Raw genomic sequence first — 20,879 nt, 5'->3', positions numbered from 1 at the left:
CATGACAACATCTTTTACCGCCGTTAAGCGCCGATCGCCAAACGCCCCTGCGGGTAAGCAACGTCCCTTCTGGGTTGAAGTGCAACTGGTTGATGAGGCCAACGTTGCTGTGGCCGGGATCCCCTGGACGCTGGAAAGTCACCATCCGCATGACGGGCATATTGAAGAGTTTACGCATACCGGTATCAGTGACAGTACCGGGCTTATCCGGGTAGACATGCCGCATGGACTGCCTCTCCGACTGAAATTAGCGGCTCAGCCGCTGGCAGATGAGATGGAGAAACGCGCCTTGCGCCCGGGACGTGATGCAAAAGCAGATTCCATCGTGCGTCAACCCGCCGAAGACGCAGGCTATATGTGGCACTATGCCGTGATTGGCGAACTCTGTGATGATTATCCGAATATTGAGAAGCGGGATGGCGAACCTTTTCCTCCACCGTTCCATTTTCCGGCAGAGACCGCGCTGAAAGGGATTGATATCCAGACGCACGATCTTGAAAAGCGTCATGTGATTGAGATTTGTCCGTTCAGGGCATGGGAACTGGTCTTACATCACCAGAAAGATTATTCGATTGCCAATGCGATAAATCTGGGTGGCTCAGCATGCTTAGCGTATGCTGATAATAATGCGAAAGATATAAAATCAATTCCTCAGTTTTTTATTAACCAGTGCCAGGATTTATCTGCATCACCTGTTTTTTACAAGGGGAATTATAAGAACAATTCGCTTGTTCACGATGTGCCCTTTAGTCAGCGATATCATGTCCCCGTATTCATGGATACCAGTAGCGCTTCTGAGCCTGAAGGAGATACTCGGCTTTTTTATGTTTACAATCAGCAGTCTGTTATTGTCTCCTGGAGAGGAACATCAAGTGGTACGGATGCCCTGACTGACGGAACCTTCCGCCCGGTTGAAAGTGAAAGCTGTGATAAGAAAATACAATGCACAAATTTACTGCCTGCGGGAAAGGTGCATGAAGGGTTCTGGGAGGCTTATAATCTTCTGAAAAAGAAATTCCCAAAGGAAATGGATGCCTTTAATAAATTGATTGGAGGTTTAAAACTATTTATTGCAGGCCATAGTCTTGGTGGGGCACTGGCTTTAATACATGCGACAGAACTAAAAAGTGCGCGTCCTTTGCTTTACACTTATGGGATGCCGCGAACCTTTACGCGGGATGCGGTGCTTCAACTGGCGAGTATTACCCATTTTCGGCATGTTAATGATACCGACCCTGTACCTGGCGTTCCGCCAGAAGCTAATGTTGATAATGCTTTTTATGATTTATGGGGGCCTGTTGGTACCACGCTGGGGGGATTATGGTCAACAGTAGAATTATCAGCCTACCAGGCTATTAAATGGGGCGATTGTTACTGGCACCACGGTAATCCGGTTATATTTCTTACCGCAACCCAGAGTCGAATGTACCGTGAGTGTAAAAGAATACTGCCTGAACCGTCGGGTTGCATAACGATAAAAAATGCACTGCCTATAAAAGCCAAACTTTACCTTGTGCCTGAACTGATGTTATCTGATGTACAGGAGGCAGGAGTAAAACAAAAGACTTTCATTGAAAAGCTAACAAGAGAGGATGTTGATAAATTAATTCCTCCCGGTGGTAATCCTGACAGGGGGATGGCCGTTAATCCAGTAAATCACTTTATGACATCCTATATGCCGTATATCAATAACAAATTACTTGAGTTAATCGATGCTGCTAATTTAAGTGGCGACAAGCATTTTACTGAACATCAGGAAAATATTGAAAAATTTAAAACTCAGATGGACAGAGAGAAGGATGAAATACCAGAGGATGAACTCCAGCGAAATGAAATATTTTTGACCCTGGAGTCAATGCTTTACTTATCACTCACCGCAACGAAGACGATGGAGAATGGCCCCGCTGCACTGGAACGTTTTTGCATCAAAGCAGAGGAGATCATTGAATAATGAAGCATACATTAAAAATACTCTTGTGTTTCCTGGTCGGTATTCTGAACACCGGTTGTGCTGAATCAATAGACCGAACCCTGTCACCACCTTCTGACACTCAATGGGTGAATGTGGAGGTCAAAAACCCGTCTCCCTGGACACGACCTTTTCCACTGGAAGTGACTTATATTTCGAATACCTGTAAGCACCATTATCTGGACATGGGGGATGGTACACGGAGAGAAACTGTGGGGCATAGCCCAGTGACCATTCCGCTGCAACAACAGGGAAGCAGTAATATCTGGAAAGCCAGAGTGGCGATGAACGGTGGTGGTTCCTGTGACTGGAAACTGAGTGAGTTTGATATGGGTATCGAATATATAGACGCGACTCATCTGGGTAAAGATCTAGTGCCGGGTCCTGGAGGTGTGGCAAGAATAGCATTTGATGATCTTGCTTCCCAAAATGGGAAGTTTAAATCCATTTTAGGGGATGTTAATTTAACACCAAAATACTACCCATTAATAACTGAGTGGAATATAGTTCAAAAAAATAAAACCCTCTCTTTACTAGGAGAGGAAGATGTTTTATCTATTCGAGCCTATACTCCACAAAAAATATCCTTCACACCAACATTAGATGAAAAAAAAGTAACAAGGTTTGTCGAGCCTGAAAAAAAAATTGAGGGCGTGCATTCAAAAATCATATACCCAGATGGAAGCATAGCACCTTACGAAACGCTGCTTCCTGATTTTAGTAAGGTGGATAAAATGAAGTCTTCAGATAACAGGAAGTGAATATGATATAACGGAAAATGAGTTTCAACGAAATGAAATATTTTTGACCCTGGAGTCAATGCTTTACTTATCACTCACCGCAACGAAGACGATGGAGAATGGCCCCGCTGCACTGGAACGTTTTTGCATCAAAGCAGAGGAGATCATTGAATAATGAAGCATACATTAAAAATACTCTTGTGTTTCCTGGTCGGTATTCTGAACACCGGTTGTGCTGAATCAATAGACCGAACCCTGTCACCACCTTCTGACACTCAATGGGTGAATGTGGAGGTCAAAAACCCGTCTCCCTGGACACGACCTTTTCCACTGGAAGTGACTTATATTTCGAATACCTGTAAGCACCATTATCTGGACATGGGGGATGGTACACGGAGAGAAACTGTGGGGCATAGCCCAGTGACCATTCCGCTGCAACAACAGGGAAGCAGTAATATCTGGAAAGCCAGAGTGGCGATGAACGGTGGTGGTTCCTGTGACTGGAAACTGAGTGAGTTTGATATGGGTATCGAATATATAGACGCGACTCATCTGGGTAAAGATCTGGTGCCTGGTACGGCTGTTGGCGCAACCATTGCTTTTGACGATCTTGCATCCCAGAATGGGCAATTCAAACCTGTAATAGGTGATGTCAATCTAACACCGAAATATTATCCTTACATACGTGAGTGGAATATGGATAAGAAGAGAAAAGAACTCACATTATTAGGAAGGAAAAGCTTTATATCAATCAGAGCATTCACACCTCAAAATATTACTTTCGAACCGATACTCGATGAGCATAAAATAACAAGATGGATTGGGGTAGAAAAAAAAAAATAGATGGTGCATCTCCAAAAATCATATACCCAGATGGGAGTATTGCTCCTGATGATGCTCTTTTCCCTGACTTTGATAAAGTGGATAAAATGAAGTCTTTAGTTAACGGGGAGTGAATATGAAATACCTGAAGATGAACTCCAGCGAAATGAGATATTTTTGACACTGGAATCGATGCTTTACTTATCACTCACCGCAACGAAGACGATGGAGAATGGCCCCGCTGCACTGGAACGTTTTTGCATCAAAGCAGAGGAGATCATTGAATAATGAAAGAGTTACTGGCTACGCTGGTTTTTATCCTGACGAGTCTCCTGGATGGCTGCCGTAATGAGCTGATAGTCAGGACAATATCCCCGCCTTCAGACACTAAATGGGTGGAAGTGGAAGTTAAGAACCCCTCGCCCTGGACCCGGCCTTCACCGCTAGATGTCCGGTATATTTCAACTTCCTGTAAATACCGTTACATAGACATGAGCGATGGTTCGCATCGTGAGGAACCTGGTGCTAGTGAGATCAGCATACCTCTACAGCAGCAGGGAAAAAGCGATATCTGGCGTGGCAGGGTCGCAATGGATGGGGGTAGTTTTTGCAACTGGAAGCTGAGTGCGTTTAAGTTGAGTATTGCGTACACAGACGCAACCCACTTGGGTAAAAATCTGGTGCCGGGTACCGGCGTCGGGGTTAAATTTGCGTTTGATGATCTCGCATCGCAGAATGGACAGTTTGACACAGTTTCCAGTAGCGTTAATTTATCCCCGAAATATTATCCATTAATTAAAACCAATAAAAGAATAAGTTTGATGGATACATTGAATTTGTTCGGAGAGAAAGATTACCTACAAAAAAATAAACTCGCAGGGCAATAATGTAAGTGTTTTTTACACTCCAACCCTTGATGAATCCAAAGTGGTAAGAATGGTGGCTCCCAAAGAATACAAGATTGGTGAGTATTATAAGATTATTTACCCCGATGGAACAGTGGTATCTGATGGTTCAACGCATCCAGATGTCAATAAGTTAGGGGGGGTAAATATTTAAAAGTGGAAATATTTTTATCCAATAGTGTTTTGTACACTTCCTGAGTTGACAGGTAAGCGAACTCATCATTTTTATTTATATTTAAAAGGTAATGATTAATGTCTAAAAACGTTGTTGTTCTTGGCGATAAAACTAACAGTGGCGGTGAGGTTATTTCTGCCTCTGCGCATTATTCGGTAAACGGCAAGCAGGTCGCACTGGTTGACGACTTAGTGAATTGTCCGCTCGACGGCCACGGTGTTAATCCGATTGTGGAAGGTCACCCAAACCGGACGGTAGGCGATCGGGCCGTTGTGGTTGATCGTTGCCTCTGCCAGTGTGGCTGTCACGTCATCGCCAGCACGACAAACAACACGGTAGGGTAATGAATGGCCTGGCTTCGAAATAAATCCCCGACGACGACCTTATCTGCACCGCCTTCCCTTTTCCTGTTGCTGCTCACAGGGACGCTGGCGATCATTGCGGGCGTCATACTCTTTGTGCTCCATTCCTCCGGGGCCGTGAAGGTATTGTCCGCGATGAATGTCTGGACGGTATCACTGGCCCCGCCAGCCGTCTGGTTTTTGTTGCTCTGTATATGGGGATGGTTTCGTGGTCAGGAGATCGATGAGCATCAGTTTCTGGAAAAAGAAGCACGGTATGCACAGGCGCAGTGGGAAGCATGGGCTGAACGACACCTGGCGATCCTCGGAAGTAGCGTTCTGCTACCCAACGATGTCACGGCGGACACCCTATGGAAGAGCAGTGAGGGGAGTTTCTCCTCACAAAGTATGTGCGTCTGTCGTCTGCCCACGACGTCGTTATCGGATGCCGTGCTGTCATGTCTGGGGGGCATTCAGGAGTCACTTCAGGCTTTACCCCGTGACCTGCCGCTCAGGGTAACCCTGGTGAGCGATGTCGCCCAGGACTCGCTCTCCGCTGCCTTCATCCCGGCATGGGAAACCTTGTTTCCTGAACGTGCTTTACCCACCGATCTCACGATGACACAAGCGCATTCCTTCTCATGGGTTGAAGCCCGTCTCGAACAGCCGGTTCTGACGGTGGATTTGATCATCGTCGTACAGCTGAACGGCGGCGATGCGTATTCCGACGCCATGGCGACATTGTTGTTGACCAGTGATGATGTGGCACAAAAATACCGGCTGTCTTATCCGGCCCGTTTATTACGCCCTATGTCGCTGGATTTAACTGCCGTTGAAAAAGACCTCACCCTGTTCCTGGAAACCCAGACGGTGGCCTGTCGTACCGCCCGCATTCTGGAAGATGCGCTTTGCTGGCATACCGTATCCGCCTCGCTGGCATCTGTCGGTGGAATACATGGCGCTGACTGGAAATCTGCCGACACGATGATGCTGGAAAAACTCTGCGGAATACCTGGCGCATCAGCACCGTGGATCCTGACCGCCCTTGGGGCGGAGATAGTGATGTCCGGTAACCTTTCCCTGCTGACGTTATTGTCATCCGGTACGGAGCAGTTTGTCAGTACCATCGCACCTGGAAGTGAAAATGCAAATATCGGGTAATCGTTTCGTTAATTTTCTTCGGGTGGCGCTTATCCTGATCGGGATTACAGTACTCTGGTGGCTGATCGTCCATTATGGCCCGATGATTGGTCTTGAAGGATCTGGAGCACAAATGCTGGCGCTGATCGTCGTCTGTTGTGCGCTGGTGCTCCTGCGCTTTTCTCCTCTCGTTGTCCGCAGCCTCAGGGAGAAGTACCACCACAGCCAGGGTGAAGCAGGAAACTGGTTGCCGGGTTCTGGTGCCAGAGTTGCTCAAATGCCTCCCCGCAACATTACCGTCAGCGAAATCCGCGAAACCATGCGTAACCATTACGGACGCTTCTGGTCCCGTAAGATCCGTATTCTTTTGGTCACCGGTACGACTGCAGACGTGGAGTTGCTGACTCCCGGGCTGACGGCGCAATACTGGCAGGAAGACCGTGGCACGTTACTGCTGTGGGGCGGTAACCCCGCTCAGCCACTGGATACGGTCTGGCTGCGGGCGCTGCGTCAGTTGCGACGTACTCCGGCTGACGGGCTGGTGTGGGTGACGGCCTCGCTGGGATCCGCTGACGAAGACGCGATGGACCTGCTGGGACGAGCATTCCGCGAGATTTACAGCCAGCTCGCGCGTCGTCTGCCGCTGTACGTCTGGAGTCTGGATACTGAAGGCGGTGCACAGCCCGGCCGGGTCACCCAGCCGGTGGGATGTCTGCTGCCTGCCGGTTGTCGCCAGGAGGCGCTGACCACGCATCTGCAGGCACTGGTGCCGGACCTTATCCGCCCGGGCGTTCAGCAAATATGCAGCAATACGGAACATCATTTTCTGCTGACGCTGGCGGACCGACTGTCGGCCCGCCCTGAATCTGTTTCTAAACCTCTGGCACCGTGGCTGAATCCGCACCGTCCCCTGCCGCTGGCGGGGGTGGTCTTCAGTCCACCGTCCTTCGGCGCTGAGCGCAGCGTGAAGCACCACTGGGCCAGGGATAATCGCTGGGATGCGCTGCCGGAGCGTGTACGCGAGTTACCGACAGGACTGCGACCTGTCAGTCCCGGCGGCAACAGGATGCCGCTGTTGGCCGTGTCTGCCGCCGTACTGATGGCATTGTGCGGCACTTCGATGGCGGTCTCCTTTATGGTTAACCGCACGCTGGTCTCCGGGACACAGCAGCAGGTGCAGGCGGCGCTGGACACGCACCGCACCCTGACGAACCGGCTGCAGGCACTGATGGCCCTGCAGAAAAGGTTAGCCCAACTGGAGTACCGCGAGGTGCACGGTGCCCCCTGGTATCTGCATGCCGGTCTTAACCAGAATAACGCGTTGCTTGACGCGGCGTTTCCCCGCTACGCGCAGAGCGCACTGCCGCTGATTCGGGATGCGGCAGCTGAACACCTGCGTTCGCAGCTTCAGGCGTTCGTACAACTGCCGCCGGACAGCCCGCAGCGGGCTCACCTGGCAAAAGCCAGCTACAACCAGCTCAAACTCTGGCTGATGCTGAACCGCCCCGACAAAATGGACCCGGCCTGGTTTCGCGACACGCTGATGCAGGACTGGCCGACACGCCAGGGCGTTAAACCGGGAGAGTGGCAGGGAGACGGGCCAGCGCTGCTGGCGTTTTATGCCGCCGCCCTGCCGTCGCACCCGCAGTGGAAACTGAATAATGATGATGACCTGGTCAGCGCCACCCGTGGGCTGCTGGTTCGGCTGATGGGGATGCGCAACAGCGAATCAGGCCTGTACCAGAAGGTGCTGGCGCAGGTGTCTCACCTCTATGCAGATATGCGCCTAGAAGACATGGCCGGTGAGACGGATATTGCCCGGCTCTACACCACAAAAGAAGTGGTGCCGGGGATGTTCACCCGTCAGGCCTGGGAGAATGCCGTACAGCCTGCCATTGATAAGGTGGTAAAAGCCCGCCGGGATGAGATGGACTGGGTGCTGAGCGACAGCCAGAAGCCCGTGTCACAACAGGTCTCCCCGGAGGACCTGAAAAAACAGCTGACCGACCGCTACTTTGCCGATTTCAGCGGAGCCTGGCTGTCGTTTCTCAACAGTATCCGCCTGCAGCCGACGCCGACGCTCTCTGATGTTATTGACCAGTTGACTCTGATGGCGGATGTACGTCAGTCGCCGCTGATTGCGCTGATGAACACCCTGAACGTGCAGGGGCATACCGGTGAGACGGGAGAGGCTATCACCGATTCGCTGGTGAAATCCGCGAAGCATCTGCTCTCCCGTGATAACGCCCCGGCCATCGACCAGACTGCAACCACCCACGGCCCGCTGGATGACACGTTTGGCCCGGTGCTGGCTTTAACGGGGAAGCAGCCTGATGGCAACAGCGATTCACCACTGAGTCTGCAGACCTTCCTCACCCGGGTGACCCAGGTGCGCCTGCATCTGCAGCAGGTCACTGACGCCACGGACCCGCAGGCCATGACCCAGGCGCTGGCACAGACGGTGTTTCAGGGGAAAGGGGTGGATTTAACCGACACAAAGAATTACGGCAATCTGGTGGCCGCTGAGCTGGGGCAGGAGTGGCGCAGCTTCGGGCAGACTGTGTTTGTCCGCCCGCTTGCCGGGGCCTGGCAGCAGGTACTGACCCCTGCCGCCGAAAGCCTTAACGCACAGTGGCAGACCGATGTGGTCAGTGACTGGAACCGCTCGTTTGGTGGTCGTTACCCGTTCGAGGACACCGACAGCGAGGCATCGCTGACGCTGCTGGCAAAATACCTGAACACAAACGGACGACTCACTGAGTTTCTGAAAACCAGCCTGAATGGCGTGCTTCGACAGGAGGGCAGCCGCTGGGTGCCGGACTCGCTCAACAGCCAGGGGCTGACCTTTAACCCCGCGTTTCTGAACGCCATTAACACCCTGAGCCATGTCTCTGACGTGGCGTTCACCACCGATGCAGCCCGTCTGCAGTTTGACCTGCGTCCTGGCACTGCTGCCGGGGTGATGGAGACAACTTTCCGTACCGACGGTCAGACGCTCAGTTATGCCAATCAGATGCCGGTCTGGCAGCATTTTACCTGGCCGGGCGATACAACCTCACCGGGAGCCTCGCTGAGCTGGATGAGCGTGGCGGCCGGGACCCGTGCGTATGCGGAACTGCCGGGAGAATGGGGGCTGATTCGTCTGCTGGATAAAGCGCAGGTGCAGGGTTATCCCGGTCTTAACAGCAGCTACCGTCTGCGCTGGAATGCCCCGGATGGCCGTGCGCTGAACTACACCCTGCGCACCCAGGACGCGGAAGGCCCGCTGGTACTGCTGAAGCTCCGGCACTTTACCCTGCCGGAGACGATATTCCAGGTGAAAGGCGCTCATGCTGACAATACGTTGGCAGATGAGCCGACGGAGGACATGGACTGATGACGACACTGAACGCCCTGCTGACGGCCTGTCAGGCGGAACAGGGGCCACTGCTGAAACAGACGCAACAGCGCCTGGCACTGTGGGATAGCTGGCTGCGGCCGGTGTCTGAGGAGGCCCCCTGTGGCGAAGACCCCGGCTACGACGATGATTTTCAGCAACTGCGCGAGGAGATGGACAGACTGTCCGGTATCGACCCGGAGCAGATTTGTCATCTGTGCGAAAGACTGCTGACCACCGTCGCTAAAGATATTCGTGTGGCCGCCTGGTACACCTGGGCGAGACTGACCATGGACGGGGAAGCCGGGCTGGCTGACGGACTGGAGCTGCTGGCGGCACTTTTGCAGCGCTTTGGCCCTGAGCTTCACCCGCAGCGTGAGCGCCCCCGTACGGCGGCGCTGGACTGGCTGGCCGGTACGCGAATGCTGGACAGTCTGGCGATGTACCCGGAGGCCTCGGTGGAAGATTCACGGCGTATTGCCGGTGCCCTGATGCTGCTGGAGCAGGCGACCACGACGGAAGACGGAGAACCCCTGATACAGGCCGGAACGCTGTATGCGGCGCTGGAGTCCAGGCTGATGAAGGCCGGGGGCCCAGACGCCGTGGTGCCACAGAACTCAGCCGACAGCGAGCCGGTCAGACCCGCTCCCTCTGTGCGTACCGCACCGTATACCTCCGGTAGGACCGTTGCCTCAGGTCGTGACCTGCTGGACCTGGCCCGACAAATGACGGCCTGGCTGAATGAGCAGCCGGAAGGCTGGCTTGCTGCACACAGGCTGATGAAGACGCTGCGTCATGACACGCTGCAGCAGTTGCCGCCGTCTGAGGGGGATGGCCGCACACGCATTGAGTCCCCCAAAGCGGATGCCCGTGTGCTGCTGAAACGCCTGTACCAGCAGCAGCGCTGGAACGAACTCCGCGAGCAGGCGGACAGCCTGTTTTCACGCGGTGCCGGGCACCTGTGGCTGGACCTCCAGTGGTATATCCACCAGGCGCTGCAGAAGCAGGGGCGCGAAACGGAAGCCGCCATTATCCAGGATGACCTGAAGGGGCTGCTCCATCGTCTGCCCGGCCTGGAAGCGCAGGCCTTTAATGACGGCTCTCCCTTTGCCGACGACGTGACGCTGAACTGGATACGCCAGCAGGTGATGAATGATGCGACAGACTGGCAGGAGCCCTCCCTCAACACGGCCTGCTCCACCGACAACGATATTCTGGCGCTGGAAGCTGAAGCCCAGGAAAAAGCCGACAGCGACGGTGTGGAAGGAGCGCTGACCTGGTTACAGCAGCGTCCCGGCGTGGTCACACCCCGCGAACGCTGGCTGATGCAGCTGCTGATGGCCCGACTCGCTGAGCAGTACGGTAAAAACACGCTGGCCCTGCATCTGCTGGGTGAGCTGAATACGCTGGCGGGCAACCTGACGTTACAGCAGTGGGAGCCGGAGCTGCTGTTTGAGGTGAAAGCACGAAAACTCAAATTGTTACGTCTGCATGCCGGGCGCAGTGAAGCTGATAAAACGCGACTGCAGCCGGAGATGGATTTGTTACTGGCCGGGCTGGTTGCACTGGATCCTGCCAGGGCAGCGGTGCTGTGCGGTTAATACTGAAGAGATATGAAAAATAAATGGAAGATTTAACCCTGCGCTATTTTGACGCCGAAATGCGCTATCTGCGCGAGGCCGCCAAAGAGTTTGCCCGGACCCACCCGGACCGGGCGATGATGCTGGATCTTGATAAGGCCGGAATGCCGGATCCGTACGTCGAGCGTTTGTTTGAAGGCTTTGCCTTTTCCATGGGACGCCTGCGACAAAAAATCGATGACGACCTGCCGGAGCTGACGGAAAGTCTGGTCAGCATGCTCTGGCCGCACTACATGCGTACCATTCCCTCCCTGTCGGTGGTGGGCTTCACGCCGGAACTGCAGGAGATGAAGATAGCCGAGGATGTTCCCGCAGGGCTTGAGGTCTACTCCCGTCCCGTTGGCGCAAAAAATACCGTCTGTCGCTATCGTACCACCCGGTCCATGATGCTTAACCCGCTGACGGTACAGAACGTCACCCTGACCGCTGAGCCGGACGGACGCTCTAAACTCATTACCCGTTTTGCCTGCGCCCCCCAGGCCGACCAGGCGCAGACTGACCTCAAACGGCTCTGTCTGTATCTGGCCGACGATGCGCCGGTCAGCAGTTCGCTGCACCTGTGGCTCACCAAACGGCTGGAGGCGCTGTATCTGCGCCTGCCCGGATCCGGGGAGCGTATCCGGCTGGATGCCTGGTTCTCACCTGGTGGTTTTACCGATGAGGACCGCCTGTGGCCGAAGGGCGACAGCGCCTTCAGCGGCTATCAGCTGCTGCTGGAGTATTTCACCTTCCGCGAAAAGTTTATGTTTGTGCACCTCAACGGGCTGGAGAGCATCACGCTCCCGCCGGGTATCACGCATTTCGATATTGAGGCGGTGTTCAGCCGGGTGTGGCCGTCCGACCTGCCGGTGGCCGCCGATGCCCTGCGACTGCACTGCGTGCCGGTGATAAACCTCTTCACGATGGACGCAGATCCGCTGAGGGTGAACGGACTGGAAAGCGAGTACCTGCTGCGTCCGAAGCTGGTTCAGGACGGTCATACCGAAATCTATTCGGTCGATGAAGTGACCGGTACCGGAACCACATATGTGCCGTTCAGCAGCTTCCGCCATCAGGGCGGTATGCTGCGTCGCCATGCCCCGGAGCGCTATTTCCATACACGCGTGAAACGAAGCGTCACCGGCATGTATGACACCTGGATAATCCTGGGCGGTGAGCAGAATGCGCCGGTGCAGGACACCCTGTCGCTCGGTATCACCGGCACCAACGGTCAGCTCCCGCGTCAGGCGCTGCAGAGCACCCTGCTGGAGCGCTGCGAGCAGCGAATCAAGACCCCGGTGACCCTGCGTAATCTGTGCAAACCAACGCTGCCGGTGTACCCGCCGGATGAGGACAGCTTCCACTGGCGCATCATGAGCCATCTCGGGACCCGCTTTCTGAACATGATGAGCAGCCCGGAGGTGCTGAGCGGCACGCTGAAGCTGTACAACTGGACCGGTGATGACCTCAATAACCGACGACTGTCGGCCATTCAGGACGTGCAGCATCACCGTATTCAGCGCTTTGAGGACGGTTTTTTGCTGCGCGGGCTGGATATCGAGGTCACCCTCGACAGCAATGGCTTTACCGGTGAAGGGGATATTCACCTGTTTGGCGAAATGCTTAACCGCTTCCTGTCCCTCTACGCCGACATGAACCAGTTTAACCAGCTCTCCCTTATCGTTCAGCCAGAAGGAAAATGCATCCGGTGGAAAGAGAATCACAGTCCGCGACTGCCCGGCTGATAACGCAGCTTCAGGAGACGCTTCCCCGCACCAACTTTTACCGGCTGTGCCAGATTGTGGAGAAACGTCACCCGGATGCGCCGGTGGCGGGCAGCAGCTGGCAGGTACGTCAGGAGCCGGTGCGTTTTCGCCCGCATCCGGGGATGGGCTTTCCGGTTGGCGAAATTAAAGGGGCTGACATCCCGGAGCAGCCACATCTGCCACCCACGGTGCGGGTGACGTTTATGGGGCTGTATGGCGTGGAGTCGCCGCTGCCCACGATTTATACCGACGATATCACGCAGCGTCAGGAAGGCTATGAAACCGTCTGTGACTTTCTCGATATCTTTAACCACCGGCTGATTACCCAGTATTACCGCATCTGGCGCAAGTATTCGTACCCGGCCACTTTTGAACCGGGCGGGCGGGACCGGACCTCACAGTATCTGCTGGGGCTGGCCGGGCTGGGAATACCGGGCTGTGCGCAGAATATCGCCACCCCGGTCTCGCGTTTTCTGGCGCTGTTGCCGGTGATGCTGCTGCCGGGGCGTACCGCCGAAGGCCTGGCCTCGCTGGTCACGCTGCTGGCACCGGACACCCGCGCCACCGTCTGGCATCACGACCGTTGTCGCGTCCCGCTGAGTGCCCCGGTAAGCATGAGCACCCGCCATCCCGTCAGCCTGACATCGCGCCCGGTAATGGGTGACCACGGGACTGATGTGAACAGCCAGGTGCTGCTGCAGCTCACCACCGGTAACCCGGAGGAGGTACAGGGCTGGTTACCCGGCGGGCAGCTGCATACCGACCTGCTGGCCCTGCTGCATGTTTACCTGGGCAGTGCGCTGGACGTGCGTCTGCAGCTGCGCGTGAACCGTACCCTGCTGCCAGATGCGCAGGCGCATTGCCATCCTGAACAGGGTGGTGTGCAACTGGGGCGAACCGCCGTGTTGCGCTCTCTGTGTTCTCAGACATCCGGCAATGACCGGATACTCACTATCCCTCTGGGGCGCTGGCAGTGCGTCAGGGAAAACGTTAACCGCAAGGAGACCGATGAAGATGGCGATTACCACTGGTAAGGTCATTACCGTATGTGCTGCGCTGGCGGCCACCGTATTACTCAGCGGCTGCGGCCTGACGCAGAAAGTATCAGAGGGCTCGAAGGCCATGACCACCGCCATATTTTACAAACAGGTCAGAACGTTACATCTGGATATCCGGGCCCGCGCGGCGCTGAATGTCAATGACGACGGCATCCCCCTGCCCACGGTGCTGCGCCTCTACCAGCTGAAAGACCGTAAGGCGTTTGACGGTGCGGATTATCCGGCGCTGTTCACGGCTGACAGCCCGGTGGTGAAAGCCGACCTGCTGGCCGAAAAGGATATTCGCCTGAAACCCGGCGAGGCTGTACAGATTGATATGCCGATGGAGGAAACGGCGCAGTACGTGGCGGTTGCCGCCATGTTCCTTGCCCCGGACCAGACCAGTAATACCTGGCGGGTGGTCATTCCCCGTAAGGACCTGGATCCTGATAAGGCGCGTCTGATTGAAGCGGGTGATAACCGTCTGCGGCTTCTGCCCGTGAAGGAGAAATAACATGCGCCATCCGTCACTGTACGAAAGACTTCTCGGCCATTTTGTCGGTGGTCTTCCCCTTGAGCAGGTGAGCGAAGAAAATCAGTACATTATGTCGGTGCTGGATAACCTGCAGCGGGTGCTCAGTACCCGGGCCGGTTCCGTGGCGCATCTGCCGGACTATGGTCTGCCGGATATGACACTGATTTTGCAGGGCATGCCCGGCACCGTCCATGAACTCAAAACCACGCTGGCAAAAGTGCTGCTGAAATACGAGCCGCGTATTCAGGACATTAGCGTGGTGATACTGGAGCAGACCCAGCCCGGTGAGCTGCGCTACGCTATCGAAGCGGAACTTCACGACGGCGGGCTGGTGCGTTTTGGCACAGAGTTTATGCCGGAAGGCAAAGTGTTGCTCCGCCATCTGAAACAACAACGCATCCTCCCCTCCTGAATTAAGGACGCTTTATTATGTTTTCCCGAAACCTGCCCGTACATGCGGGCCAGGATCCCCGTGCATGGTCTGAATACACCCAGGTGCGCGACGAACTGAGTAAACTGACCCACCCCGCTCGTCCCGATGTGGACTGGCGGAAGGTGGAACAGCTGTGTGTAACCCTGTTTCGCCACAACGGCACCGACCTGCAGACTGCAGCCTGGTTCTGCGGTGCCCGCCTGCAGCGTTCCGGTCTCGCCGGGCTGTCTGAAGGGCTGGAACTCATCGATTCGCTGATTTCTCACCAGTGGAGCGTGATGTGGCCGCCGCAGATGCCGTTTCGTAAGGAAGTTCTGGTGTGGCTAAGCGACCATCTGATGCTGAGTCTGCGCCGCTTTACGCTCGGTCACCAGGACCTGCCGGTGGTCTATCGTCTGGAGCAGCAGTTTCGCCACCTGTGCGACCTGCTGCAGCGGCTCGAATTGCGCCAGGTCAGTAAAATGGACGCACTGCTGCACTGGATGCACGCGGCAGTGGTCCGGCTGGAGAACGCGAAGGATGCACCGCTCCCTGCTCCCGTTGAATCTTCATACCACCATACCGCCAGCCCGGTTCCTGACCACATTACGCAGCCGTATGGCGACAGTGACCCGGTGGTGCTGGTGGTCCGGGATGATGGCACGCAGCGCATCACGCAGACTTCCATTCTGAAGCGTCATCGTCGCGGCGTGTGGTCGGGATTTGCCGGGGGCGTTGCCGCCACGCTGTTGCTGACGGCACTGAGCACCTGGGGCTGGCAGCACTGGCACGACAACCTGCCGGAGACGCTGATTGACACATCACTTTCTCCGCTGCCTGTGGTGCTCAGCGCTTCTGAGCAGGAAGCGATGATTGAAGGAAACGCCGCCGCGCTGCAGGCGCAGGGATGGGTGGCGACCGAACATACCCGCGACCAGCTGGACGAACTGGCGCAGCTTTCCCCGACATGGGCGCAGGACTACGGATTTGCGCTGGTGGCACAGACGCAGCGCCTGTGGCCGCATCAGCCGGAAACCGCCGCGCTGGCGAAACAGTGGCAACAGCATGTGGAGGCGAATGCCCTGCCAGAAACCCGTCTGCAGGGCTGGCATCAGGCGATGGTACAGCTGCAGTCGCTGACGAACCGGCTCAACAGCACCGATATGCAGCGGGGGAAATATATCACGGTCTCTGAGCTGAAATCGTCGGTGTTTGCCATCACGCAGACCCTGAGCCAGAACGTGCCGCTGGAAGAGCAGTTGCGCCAGCTGTCACAGCAAAAAAATAACGACGGCAGTCAGACTGCGACGATGAAGCAGGCCGCGCAGCATCTTCAGCAATTGCAGAGCCGCTACGCACTGATAACCCATGCGGATTGAGTGACTGAATGATGAAAAAGAAACCGAATCCATCATCAGAGGGAGCTGCAGAAAAAACAGCCATGCGCCGTAATCACTATGCGCACTGGACGCTGACAGAAATCGCTTATCTTGAGAAACACTACGGCAAGATCCCGGCACATGAGATAGCGTCCACCCTGGGAAGAGGCGTCTCCGGGGTCAGGTCGATGGCACTAAAAGTTGGCGTCGGTCGTTCCGGAGGGACTCGATGGGAGCAGTGGGAAATCAGCATCGTGGAAAAACATTACGGGCATGGTGATGGTATCAAAATGGTGAGAAAGTTGCTGCCGCATCGTGACAGGGAGTCGATCAGGAAACAGGCGGCAAAAGCTGGTCTTACTGATGTGCGGGAATGGCATCCTGTTGCCATTGCTTTCCTGAGAGAGCACTACGGGCAGATGCCCGTTGATGAGGTCGCAGCTGCCATTAACAAAAGTGTCAGCGCGGTCAGGAACAGGGCAAATGTTCTGAAACTGGGGAAAGTGAAACAGATCCGATGGACCAGGGAGGAAAACGCGATACTGACCAGTCATTATAGTCAATCAGGTAACCTTGAAGCCATTCATGCTCTGTTGCCTCATCGTTCCAGACAAGCCATTTCGGCTCAGGCGACCAAATTAGGGTTAAGGCGGGCAGTGATGTGGACGCCTGAGGAAATCAGTATTCTTCAGCAGTTTTACCCGAAACTGGGGAAAAAGGTTGCCGCGATGTTACCTGACAGGAAGGCCAGTGCGATTCACCATCAGGCTGAGAGACTGGGATTACGTCGATACGCTAAAAAGCATAGCGATCAGCCCGCACCGGACGGTAGCAGATAACGCTCTTATGAGAGTAAGCGGTAACCGAACGTTTTTGCCCGTGGCTCCCGGTATTTTATAGTGTTGATAAGCATCATCAGAAGATCGTACCCCGCCCTTCACTCTTTATTTAATTCGAGCTGGTGGAGGTGATTATCTTTATTTATCGGAATGACTTGCGATTTATTTTTTTATTTCTGGAAAGGCTCATTTTTATATTTATATCATGGCCGGTTTTTATGAGGTGGAAATGTGATGGCATATTATTTCATGCTACCGGCAGCAGATGATATTCTCCTGCTGGCAGTGATGTTATTGTTACTGATAATGTCTGCGTATATTGGTCGTTATCTGCATTATTACAGGAATAAATCCCGTGCAGGTGGCGTTATTATTATCACCGCAGGAACACTTTCATTAAGCGTGCTGCTTATCGGATTCGCCTTTTCGGTATCGATTAATGGATTTACCACGCTGAAGCAGGCCCAGGTCAGGGAAGCGCAGACCATCGAAAAAGCGTGGCAGTACAGTCTGTTATTACCCGCATCGGTACAGCCGAAAGCGCAGGAACTGCTGCGTCAATACCTCGACCAGCGGATCCATTTTTTCAGGGATTCGTCTCTACAGGGGGGACGAAGCTGGAACCAGCTGTCAGAGGACAGCCAGCAAAAGCTCTGGCTACTGGCGGTTTCTGAGGCCACGCACAGTACCCTGCCGGTGATGGACACGCTCCTGACGGCATACAGTGAGCTGAGAGTATCGCAGCAGCAGACGACTGCTGTCTCTCAGCGCAAGCTCCCCGATACGGCATGGCTGGTGATCATTGCCTTCGCCATGGCGGCCTGCTGTCTGACCGGAAGACTGCAACGGCAGGGACATTCTCTGCTGGTCCTGCCCGTGATGATTTCGCTGTCACTGTTTCTCATCGCTGAAATCGATACGCCCGGCGAGGGCATCATTCGCGTCATACCGGACGACCTTGAACACGCGGCCTTTACGCTGCCCCCCGTTAATACTGGAGTTAAACATGATCCGACACATTCTGTTTATCACGCTCACTGACGATGCTTCGCCTGATCAAATCAACGCGGTAAGACTGGCCTTTTTGCACATCCCGCAGCAGGTGGAAGGGGTGAGCAGTGTGGAATGGGGCATCAACGACAGCCCCGAAGCCAAAAATGCGAGTTATACGCACTGTGTGCTGATGACGTTCGACGATGAAGCTGCCCGTCAGCGCTATCTGCCTCATCCGGCCCATGATGCGCTGAAGGTGATTTTTCGACCAGTGCTACAGGATATTGTCGTGCTGGATTTTACACTTGCACCTGAAAACATAGCTGGTGCGTAAATGATGGAGAACTGGCTATGTTCAGAAGCCCGTTGAGGGACATTATCAGGCAGAGACCATCCCGGCAATACGGTAAAAAGAAGTATCTGTGGTGTGCCGGTGATAAGTGCAGTGGACTCTGGCTGATTAAATTCGGCGTGGTCAAAACATTTTATCTTAACGCGAGTGGGGAGATACACATCACCGGTTTTTATCTGCCCGGTGAGTATATCGGCGTGGATGAGCTTTCCGGCGAATGCCACCGTGGGTATGCGCAGGTGACTGACGACTGTGCAGTGCACCACCTGCCATCGACACAGTTAAGCGAGTTTATGGATACCTGCGATGAACGACGACATGTATACCAGATGATGAGTGAGCACTTACGCCTGAACAAAGTCCGCTTCCGTCAACTGACCAGGCTGAGTGCAGGCGAGCGACTGGCGGGTTTTATTTATGACCTTGCTGTTCGTTATGGTTTTCAGGGATGCATCGTGCGTGATTTTCGTCTGCCGATGCTACGCTGCGATATCGCAAACTACATCGGCGTCACGCCGGAAACAGTGACCAGGGAAATAATAAAGCTGGTCGATGCTGGCGCATTCTGGTTCAGCGGCCGGACTATCTCAGAACTGCGCCCCTCAGTGCTGCAACAACTGGCGGGGGGCTCGCTGCCCAACCAGAACGACGAACAATCATTAACAGAAATACGGAGAGCAGGATATGGTCAGTGATGTAGTCGCTGAGAAACTGGAGAAAGCCGGGTTATGGCGACGCGCAGCAGCCCGATGGCTGGCGGTGATGGACCTGTGCGATACCGATGCGCAGCGGCAATGGGTCAGCCAGAAGCGGCGGGCGTGTTATTCAAACATTGCGCTACCGGTTTCAGAGCAACTGAATATCAGCGCCCTTAGCAAGGCCGCCACGGCTGCGCAGGCAAAAATGGGTATCAGTCAGCCCGGTGGTGCAGCATTCAGAATCAAGCCACAGAAAAACAGGGCTAAATAATTCCTGGCGAACCGGTGACAGTTACCTGTATTGACTCTGTGGGTCTCCCGGTCACATTTTCAGCGGTGATATTTCCTGAAAATACCGGAGAGGTTGCCATGTCAAAGTTATCGGTTGTTTTGCTGGGGGCTACGCTGTCCCTTTTCGCTGCGGGTTCTTTTGCTTCAGAGCCAGTATCACCATTGAGTCAGACCATTCAGCATGCGCAGAGTACCACGGTGAAGTCTGAAGTCAAAAAGGCCACCAAAAAACATGCTAAAAAGAAAGCAGTGCGAAAGGCGAAGAAAAAAGCGGTCAGCATGCTGGTTAAATAAGTCATGAATCAGGGCGGTTTTCTTTTACAGAGAACCGCCCTTTAATAAGGAGTATCGTTGTAAAATATGTTACCAGAGATTGTTGATATTCAGCATTACTTGTAATACTCCACTTTTAAAAATAAGTCATCATCCATTCTGAATAATTTAGTATTACCATCTTTATTTTGGAACGTAATTATCATGCAGAATCCTGAACCCCTTAATGCTGATGAATTTAATACACGCTCACGGGCGGCCAGAAAAAGTACGCTGGTCAGTGTTATCGTGAACATTTTGCTGTCGCTTATGCAGGTAGTGGTGGGAATATTTTCAGGCTCACAGGGGCTGATTGCCGATGGCATTCATTCGCTTTCGGATTTAGTGGCCGATTTTGTCGTGCTGATTGCTAACCTCAAAAGTCGTCAGCCGTCAGACAGCGATCACCACTACGGGCACTGGCGCTATGAGAATGGTGCTTCGATGATACTGGGCGCGATATTGTTTTGTGTGGGTGTTGGCATGCTCTGGTCGGCTGTCGGGAAAATACTGCACCCTGAGACTATTCCGGTTGTTCATATCGTCGCCCTCTGGGTGGCCCTGGGTGCACTGACGGCAAAAGAGCTGTTGTTCCGGTATATGCTGGCCGTCGCAACGCGGATCAAGTCTTCGTTGTTGATTGCGAATGCCTGGCATGCCCGTTCAGACGCGGTGTCATCACTGGTGGTGGCGGTGGGTATTGTCGGGAATCTCATGGGGCATCCGTACTGCGATACGATTGCGGCGCTGATTGTTGGCGTGCTGGTGGCCCGGATGGGGTATTCGTTCGCGTTTAATGCCCTGCATGATTTGATGGATCGCTCTATAGATCCCGTTGCAGAGCAGGCAATCAGAGAGACCCTTCTCTCCACACCGGGTGTTGCTGGTCTCCATGACCTGAAAACCCGAAAGTCTGGCGATCTCATATTGGTTGATGTCCATATTGAGGTGCCTGGCGAACTGTCGGTTATCGCCGGGCACGATATTGCCGTCGATGCGCATAACCGGGTGATGGCAGACCAAAATGTTCTCAACGTAATGATTCATATCGATCCACATGAACCAGGTGTAAGCCAGGTAGCTGCTTATAACAAACCGATGCGATAATCTGCCTGACGTTCATTAATGCCATAATCTGGAGTGCCGTTTGACAGTAACCCTTCCAAAACGCCCGACCG

At 54.2% G+C, this 20,879-nt stretch carries 20 protein-coding genes; all 20 read left to right on the top strand.

The window, feature by feature from the left end; all coding sequences use genetic code 11:
- Position 1: 1 nt before the first annotated feature.
- The 20 genes from VF709_RS21200 (at position 2) to VF709_RS21105 (ending at position 20,808) form a co-directional block, all read left to right on the top strand.
- The gene (locus tag VF709_RS21200; protein WP_440232277.1) at positions 2-1,951 is read left to right on the top strand and encodes a lipase family protein; all 1,950 of its coding nucleotides are present in this window, start codon (positions 2-4) and stop codon (positions 1,949-1,951) included.
- Entirely contained in the window at positions 1,951-2,730 is a 780-nt protein-coding gene (locus VF709_RS21195; RefSeq protein ID WP_440232276.1) for a hypothetical protein, read from the top strand. Before VF709_RS21200 ends, VF709_RS21195 begins: the two co-directional genes overlap by 1 nt.
- Positions 2,731-2,883: 153 nt before the next feature.
- Positions 2,884-3,552 (top strand): hypothetical protein, encoded by a 669-nt coding sequence (locus VF709_RS21190; RefSeq protein WP_440232275.1) that lies wholly within the window; start codon positions 2,884-2,886, stop codon positions 3,550-3,552.
- A gap of 266 nt (positions 3,553-3,818) precedes the next feature.
- A complete protein-coding gene (locus tag VF709_RS21185; RefSeq protein WP_440232274.1) occupies positions 3,819-4,418 on the top strand; it encodes a hypothetical protein in 600 nt (199 codons plus the stop codon).
- A 270-nt stretch (positions 4,419-4,688) separates the two neighbouring features.
- A complete protein-coding gene (locus VF709_RS21180) occupies positions 4,689-4,955 on the top strand; it encodes a PAAR domain-containing protein (RefSeq protein WP_440232273.1) in 267 nt (88 codons plus the stop codon).
- Positions 4,956-4,958: 3 nt separating this feature from the next.
- Entirely contained in the window at positions 4,959-6,113 is a 1,155-nt protein-coding gene (locus tag VF709_RS21175) for a type VI secretion protein (RefSeq protein WP_440232272.1), read from the top strand.
- On the top strand, positions 6,097-9,468 hold the full coding sequence (locus tag VF709_RS21170; protein WP_440232271.1) for an ImcF-related family protein: 3,372 nt from the start codon (positions 6,097-6,099) through the stop codon (positions 9,466-9,468). Before VF709_RS21175 ends, VF709_RS21170 begins: the two co-directional genes overlap by 17 nt.
- A complete protein-coding gene (tssA, locus tag VF709_RS21165; RefSeq protein WP_440232270.1) occupies positions 9,468-11,069 on the top strand; it encodes a type VI secretion system protein TssA in 1,602 nt (533 codons plus the stop codon). The genes VF709_RS21170 and tssA overlap by 1 nt, the downstream gene beginning before the upstream one ends.
- A 23-nt stretch (positions 11,070-11,092) precedes the next feature.
- Positions 11,093-12,832 (top strand): type VI secretion system baseplate subunit TssF, encoded by a 1,740-nt coding sequence (tssF, locus tag VF709_RS21160; RefSeq protein ID WP_440232269.1) that lies wholly within the window; start codon positions 11,093-11,095, stop codon positions 12,830-12,832.
- Positions 12,787-13,887, top strand: coding sequence for a type VI secretion system baseplate subunit TssG (gene tssG, locus VF709_RS21155; protein WP_440232268.1), 1,101 nt, complete (start codon positions 12,787-12,789; stop codon positions 13,885-13,887). Before tssF ends, tssG begins: the two co-directional genes overlap by 46 nt.
- Positions 13,868-14,404 (top strand): type VI secretion system lipoprotein TssJ, encoded by a 537-nt coding sequence (tssJ, locus tag VF709_RS21150; protein ID WP_440232267.1) that lies wholly within the window; start codon positions 13,868-13,870, stop codon positions 14,402-14,404. Before tssG ends, tssJ begins: the two co-directional genes overlap by 20 nt.
- Before the next feature lies 1 nt (position 14,405).
- Positions 14,406-14,837 (top strand): type VI secretion system baseplate subunit TssE, encoded by a 432-nt coding sequence (gene tssE, locus VF709_RS21145; protein WP_440232266.1) that lies wholly within the window; start codon positions 14,406-14,408, stop codon positions 14,835-14,837.
- Between the two features lie 17 nt (positions 14,838-14,854).
- Positions 14,855-16,216, top strand: coding sequence for a VasL domain-containing protein (locus VF709_RS21140; RefSeq protein WP_440232265.1), 1,362 nt, complete (start codon positions 14,855-14,857; stop codon positions 16,214-16,216).
- Between the two features lie 8 nt (positions 16,217-16,224).
- A complete protein-coding gene (locus VF709_RS21135) occupies positions 16,225-17,055 on the top strand; it encodes a hypothetical protein (protein ID WP_440232264.1) in 831 nt (276 codons plus the stop codon).
- Between the two features lie 234 nt (positions 17,056-17,289).
- The gene (locus VF709_RS21130) at positions 17,290-18,096 is read left to right on the top strand and encodes a hypothetical protein (protein WP_440232263.1); all 807 of its coding nucleotides are present in this window, start codon (positions 17,290-17,292) and stop codon (positions 18,094-18,096) included.
- Positions 18,062-18,382, top strand: coding sequence for a Dabb family protein (locus VF709_RS21125; RefSeq protein WP_440232262.1), 321 nt, complete (start codon positions 18,062-18,064; stop codon positions 18,380-18,382). The genes VF709_RS21130 and VF709_RS21125 overlap by 35 nt, the downstream gene beginning before the upstream one ends.
- 17 nt (positions 18,383-18,399) lie before the next feature.
- Positions 18,400-19,095 carry a Crp/Fnr family transcriptional regulator gene (locus VF709_RS21120; RefSeq protein ID WP_440232261.1) on the top strand — a complete coding sequence of 232 codons (696 nt, stop codon included), beginning with the start codon at positions 18,400-18,402 and terminating at the stop codon, positions 19,093-19,095.
- The gene (locus VF709_RS21115; protein WP_440232260.1) at positions 19,085-19,369 is read left to right on the top strand and encodes a PerC family transcriptional regulator; all 285 of its coding nucleotides are present in this window, start codon (positions 19,085-19,087) and stop codon (positions 19,367-19,369) included. The genes VF709_RS21120 and VF709_RS21115 overlap by 11 nt, the downstream gene beginning before the upstream one ends.
- 98 nt (positions 19,370-19,467) lie before the next feature.
- The gene (locus VF709_RS21110) at positions 19,468-19,683 is read left to right on the top strand and encodes a hypothetical protein (RefSeq protein ID WP_440232259.1); all 216 of its coding nucleotides are present in this window, start codon (positions 19,468-19,470) and stop codon (positions 19,681-19,683) included.
- A 183-nt stretch (positions 19,684-19,866) separates the two neighbouring features.
- Positions 19,867-20,808, top strand: coding sequence for a cation diffusion facilitator family transporter (locus tag VF709_RS21105; protein ID WP_440232258.1), 942 nt, complete (start codon positions 19,867-19,869; stop codon positions 20,806-20,808).
- Positions 20,809-20,879 lie beyond the last annotated feature (71 nt).

The organism is Enterobacter sp. Lyrl_3 (assembly GCF_051948675.1).
Taxonomy (GTDB): Bacteria; Pseudomonadota; Gammaproteobacteria; order Enterobacterales; family Enterobacteriaceae; genus Enterobacter; species Enterobacter cloacae.
Note: the sequence above shows the minus strand (reverse complement) of the source record. Positions and strands in the feature narration are given on the sequence as shown.

Bases quoted from the DNA above. Each gene is read 5' to 3' on its own strand.
- VF709_RS21200 (WP_440232277.1), top strand. From the start codon at position 2: ATGACAACATCTTTTACCGCCGTTAAGCGCCGATCGCCAAACGCCCCT.
- VF709_RS21195 (WP_440232276.1), top strand. From the start codon at position 1,951: ATGAAGCATACATTAAAAATACTCTTGTGTTTCCTGGTCGGTATTCTG.
- VF709_RS21190 (WP_440232275.1), top strand. From the start codon at position 2,884: ATGAAGCATACATTAAAAATACTCTTGTGTTTCCTGGTCGGTATTCTG.
- VF709_RS21185 (WP_440232274.1), top strand. From the start codon at position 3,819: ATGAAAGAGTTACTGGCTACGCTGGTTTTTATCCTGACGAGTCTCCTG.
- VF709_RS21180 (WP_440232273.1), top strand. From the start codon at position 4,689: ATGTCTAAAAACGTTGTTGTTCTTGGCGATAAAACTAACAGTGGCGGT.
- VF709_RS21175 (WP_440232272.1), top strand. From the start codon at position 4,959: ATGGCCTGGCTTCGAAATAAATCCCCGACGACGACCTTATCTGCACCG.
- VF709_RS21170 (WP_440232271.1), top strand. From the start codon at position 6,097: ATGCAAATATCGGGTAATCGTTTCGTTAATTTTCTTCGGGTGGCGCTT.
- tssA (WP_440232270.1), top strand. From the start codon at position 9,468: ATGACGACACTGAACGCCCTGCTGACGGCCTGTCAGGCGGAACAGGGG.
- tssF (WP_440232269.1), top strand. From the start codon at position 11,093: ATGGAAGATTTAACCCTGCGCTATTTTGACGCCGAAATGCGCTATCTG.
- tssG (WP_440232268.1), top strand. From the start codon at position 12,787: ATGCATCCGGTGGAAAGAGAATCACAGTCCGCGACTGCCCGGCTGATA.
- tssJ (WP_440232267.1), top strand. From the start codon at position 13,868: ATGGCGATTACCACTGGTAAGGTCATTACCGTATGTGCTGCGCTGGCG.
- tssE (WP_440232266.1), top strand. From the start codon at position 14,406: ATGCGCCATCCGTCACTGTACGAAAGACTTCTCGGCCATTTTGTCGGT.
- VF709_RS21140 (WP_440232265.1), top strand. From the start codon at position 14,855: ATGTTTTCCCGAAACCTGCCCGTACATGCGGGCCAGGATCCCCGTGCA.
- VF709_RS21135 (WP_440232264.1), top strand. From the start codon at position 16,225: ATGATGAAAAAGAAACCGAATCCATCATCAGAGGGAGCTGCAGAAAAA.
- VF709_RS21130 (WP_440232263.1), top strand. From the start codon at position 17,290: ATGGCATATTATTTCATGCTACCGGCAGCAGATGATATTCTCCTGCTG.
- VF709_RS21125 (WP_440232262.1), top strand. From the start codon at position 18,062: ATGATCCGACACATTCTGTTTATCACGCTCACTGACGATGCTTCGCCT.
- VF709_RS21120 (WP_440232261.1), top strand. From the start codon at position 18,400: ATGTTCAGAAGCCCGTTGAGGGACATTATCAGGCAGAGACCATCCCGG.
- VF709_RS21115 (WP_440232260.1), top strand. From the start codon at position 19,085: ATGGTCAGTGATGTAGTCGCTGAGAAACTGGAGAAAGCCGGGTTATGG.
- VF709_RS21110 (WP_440232259.1), top strand. From the start codon at position 19,468: ATGTCAAAGTTATCGGTTGTTTTGCTGGGGGCTACGCTGTCCCTTTTC.
- VF709_RS21105 (WP_440232258.1), top strand. From the start codon at position 19,867: ATGCAGAATCCTGAACCCCTTAATGCTGATGAATTTAATACACGCTCA.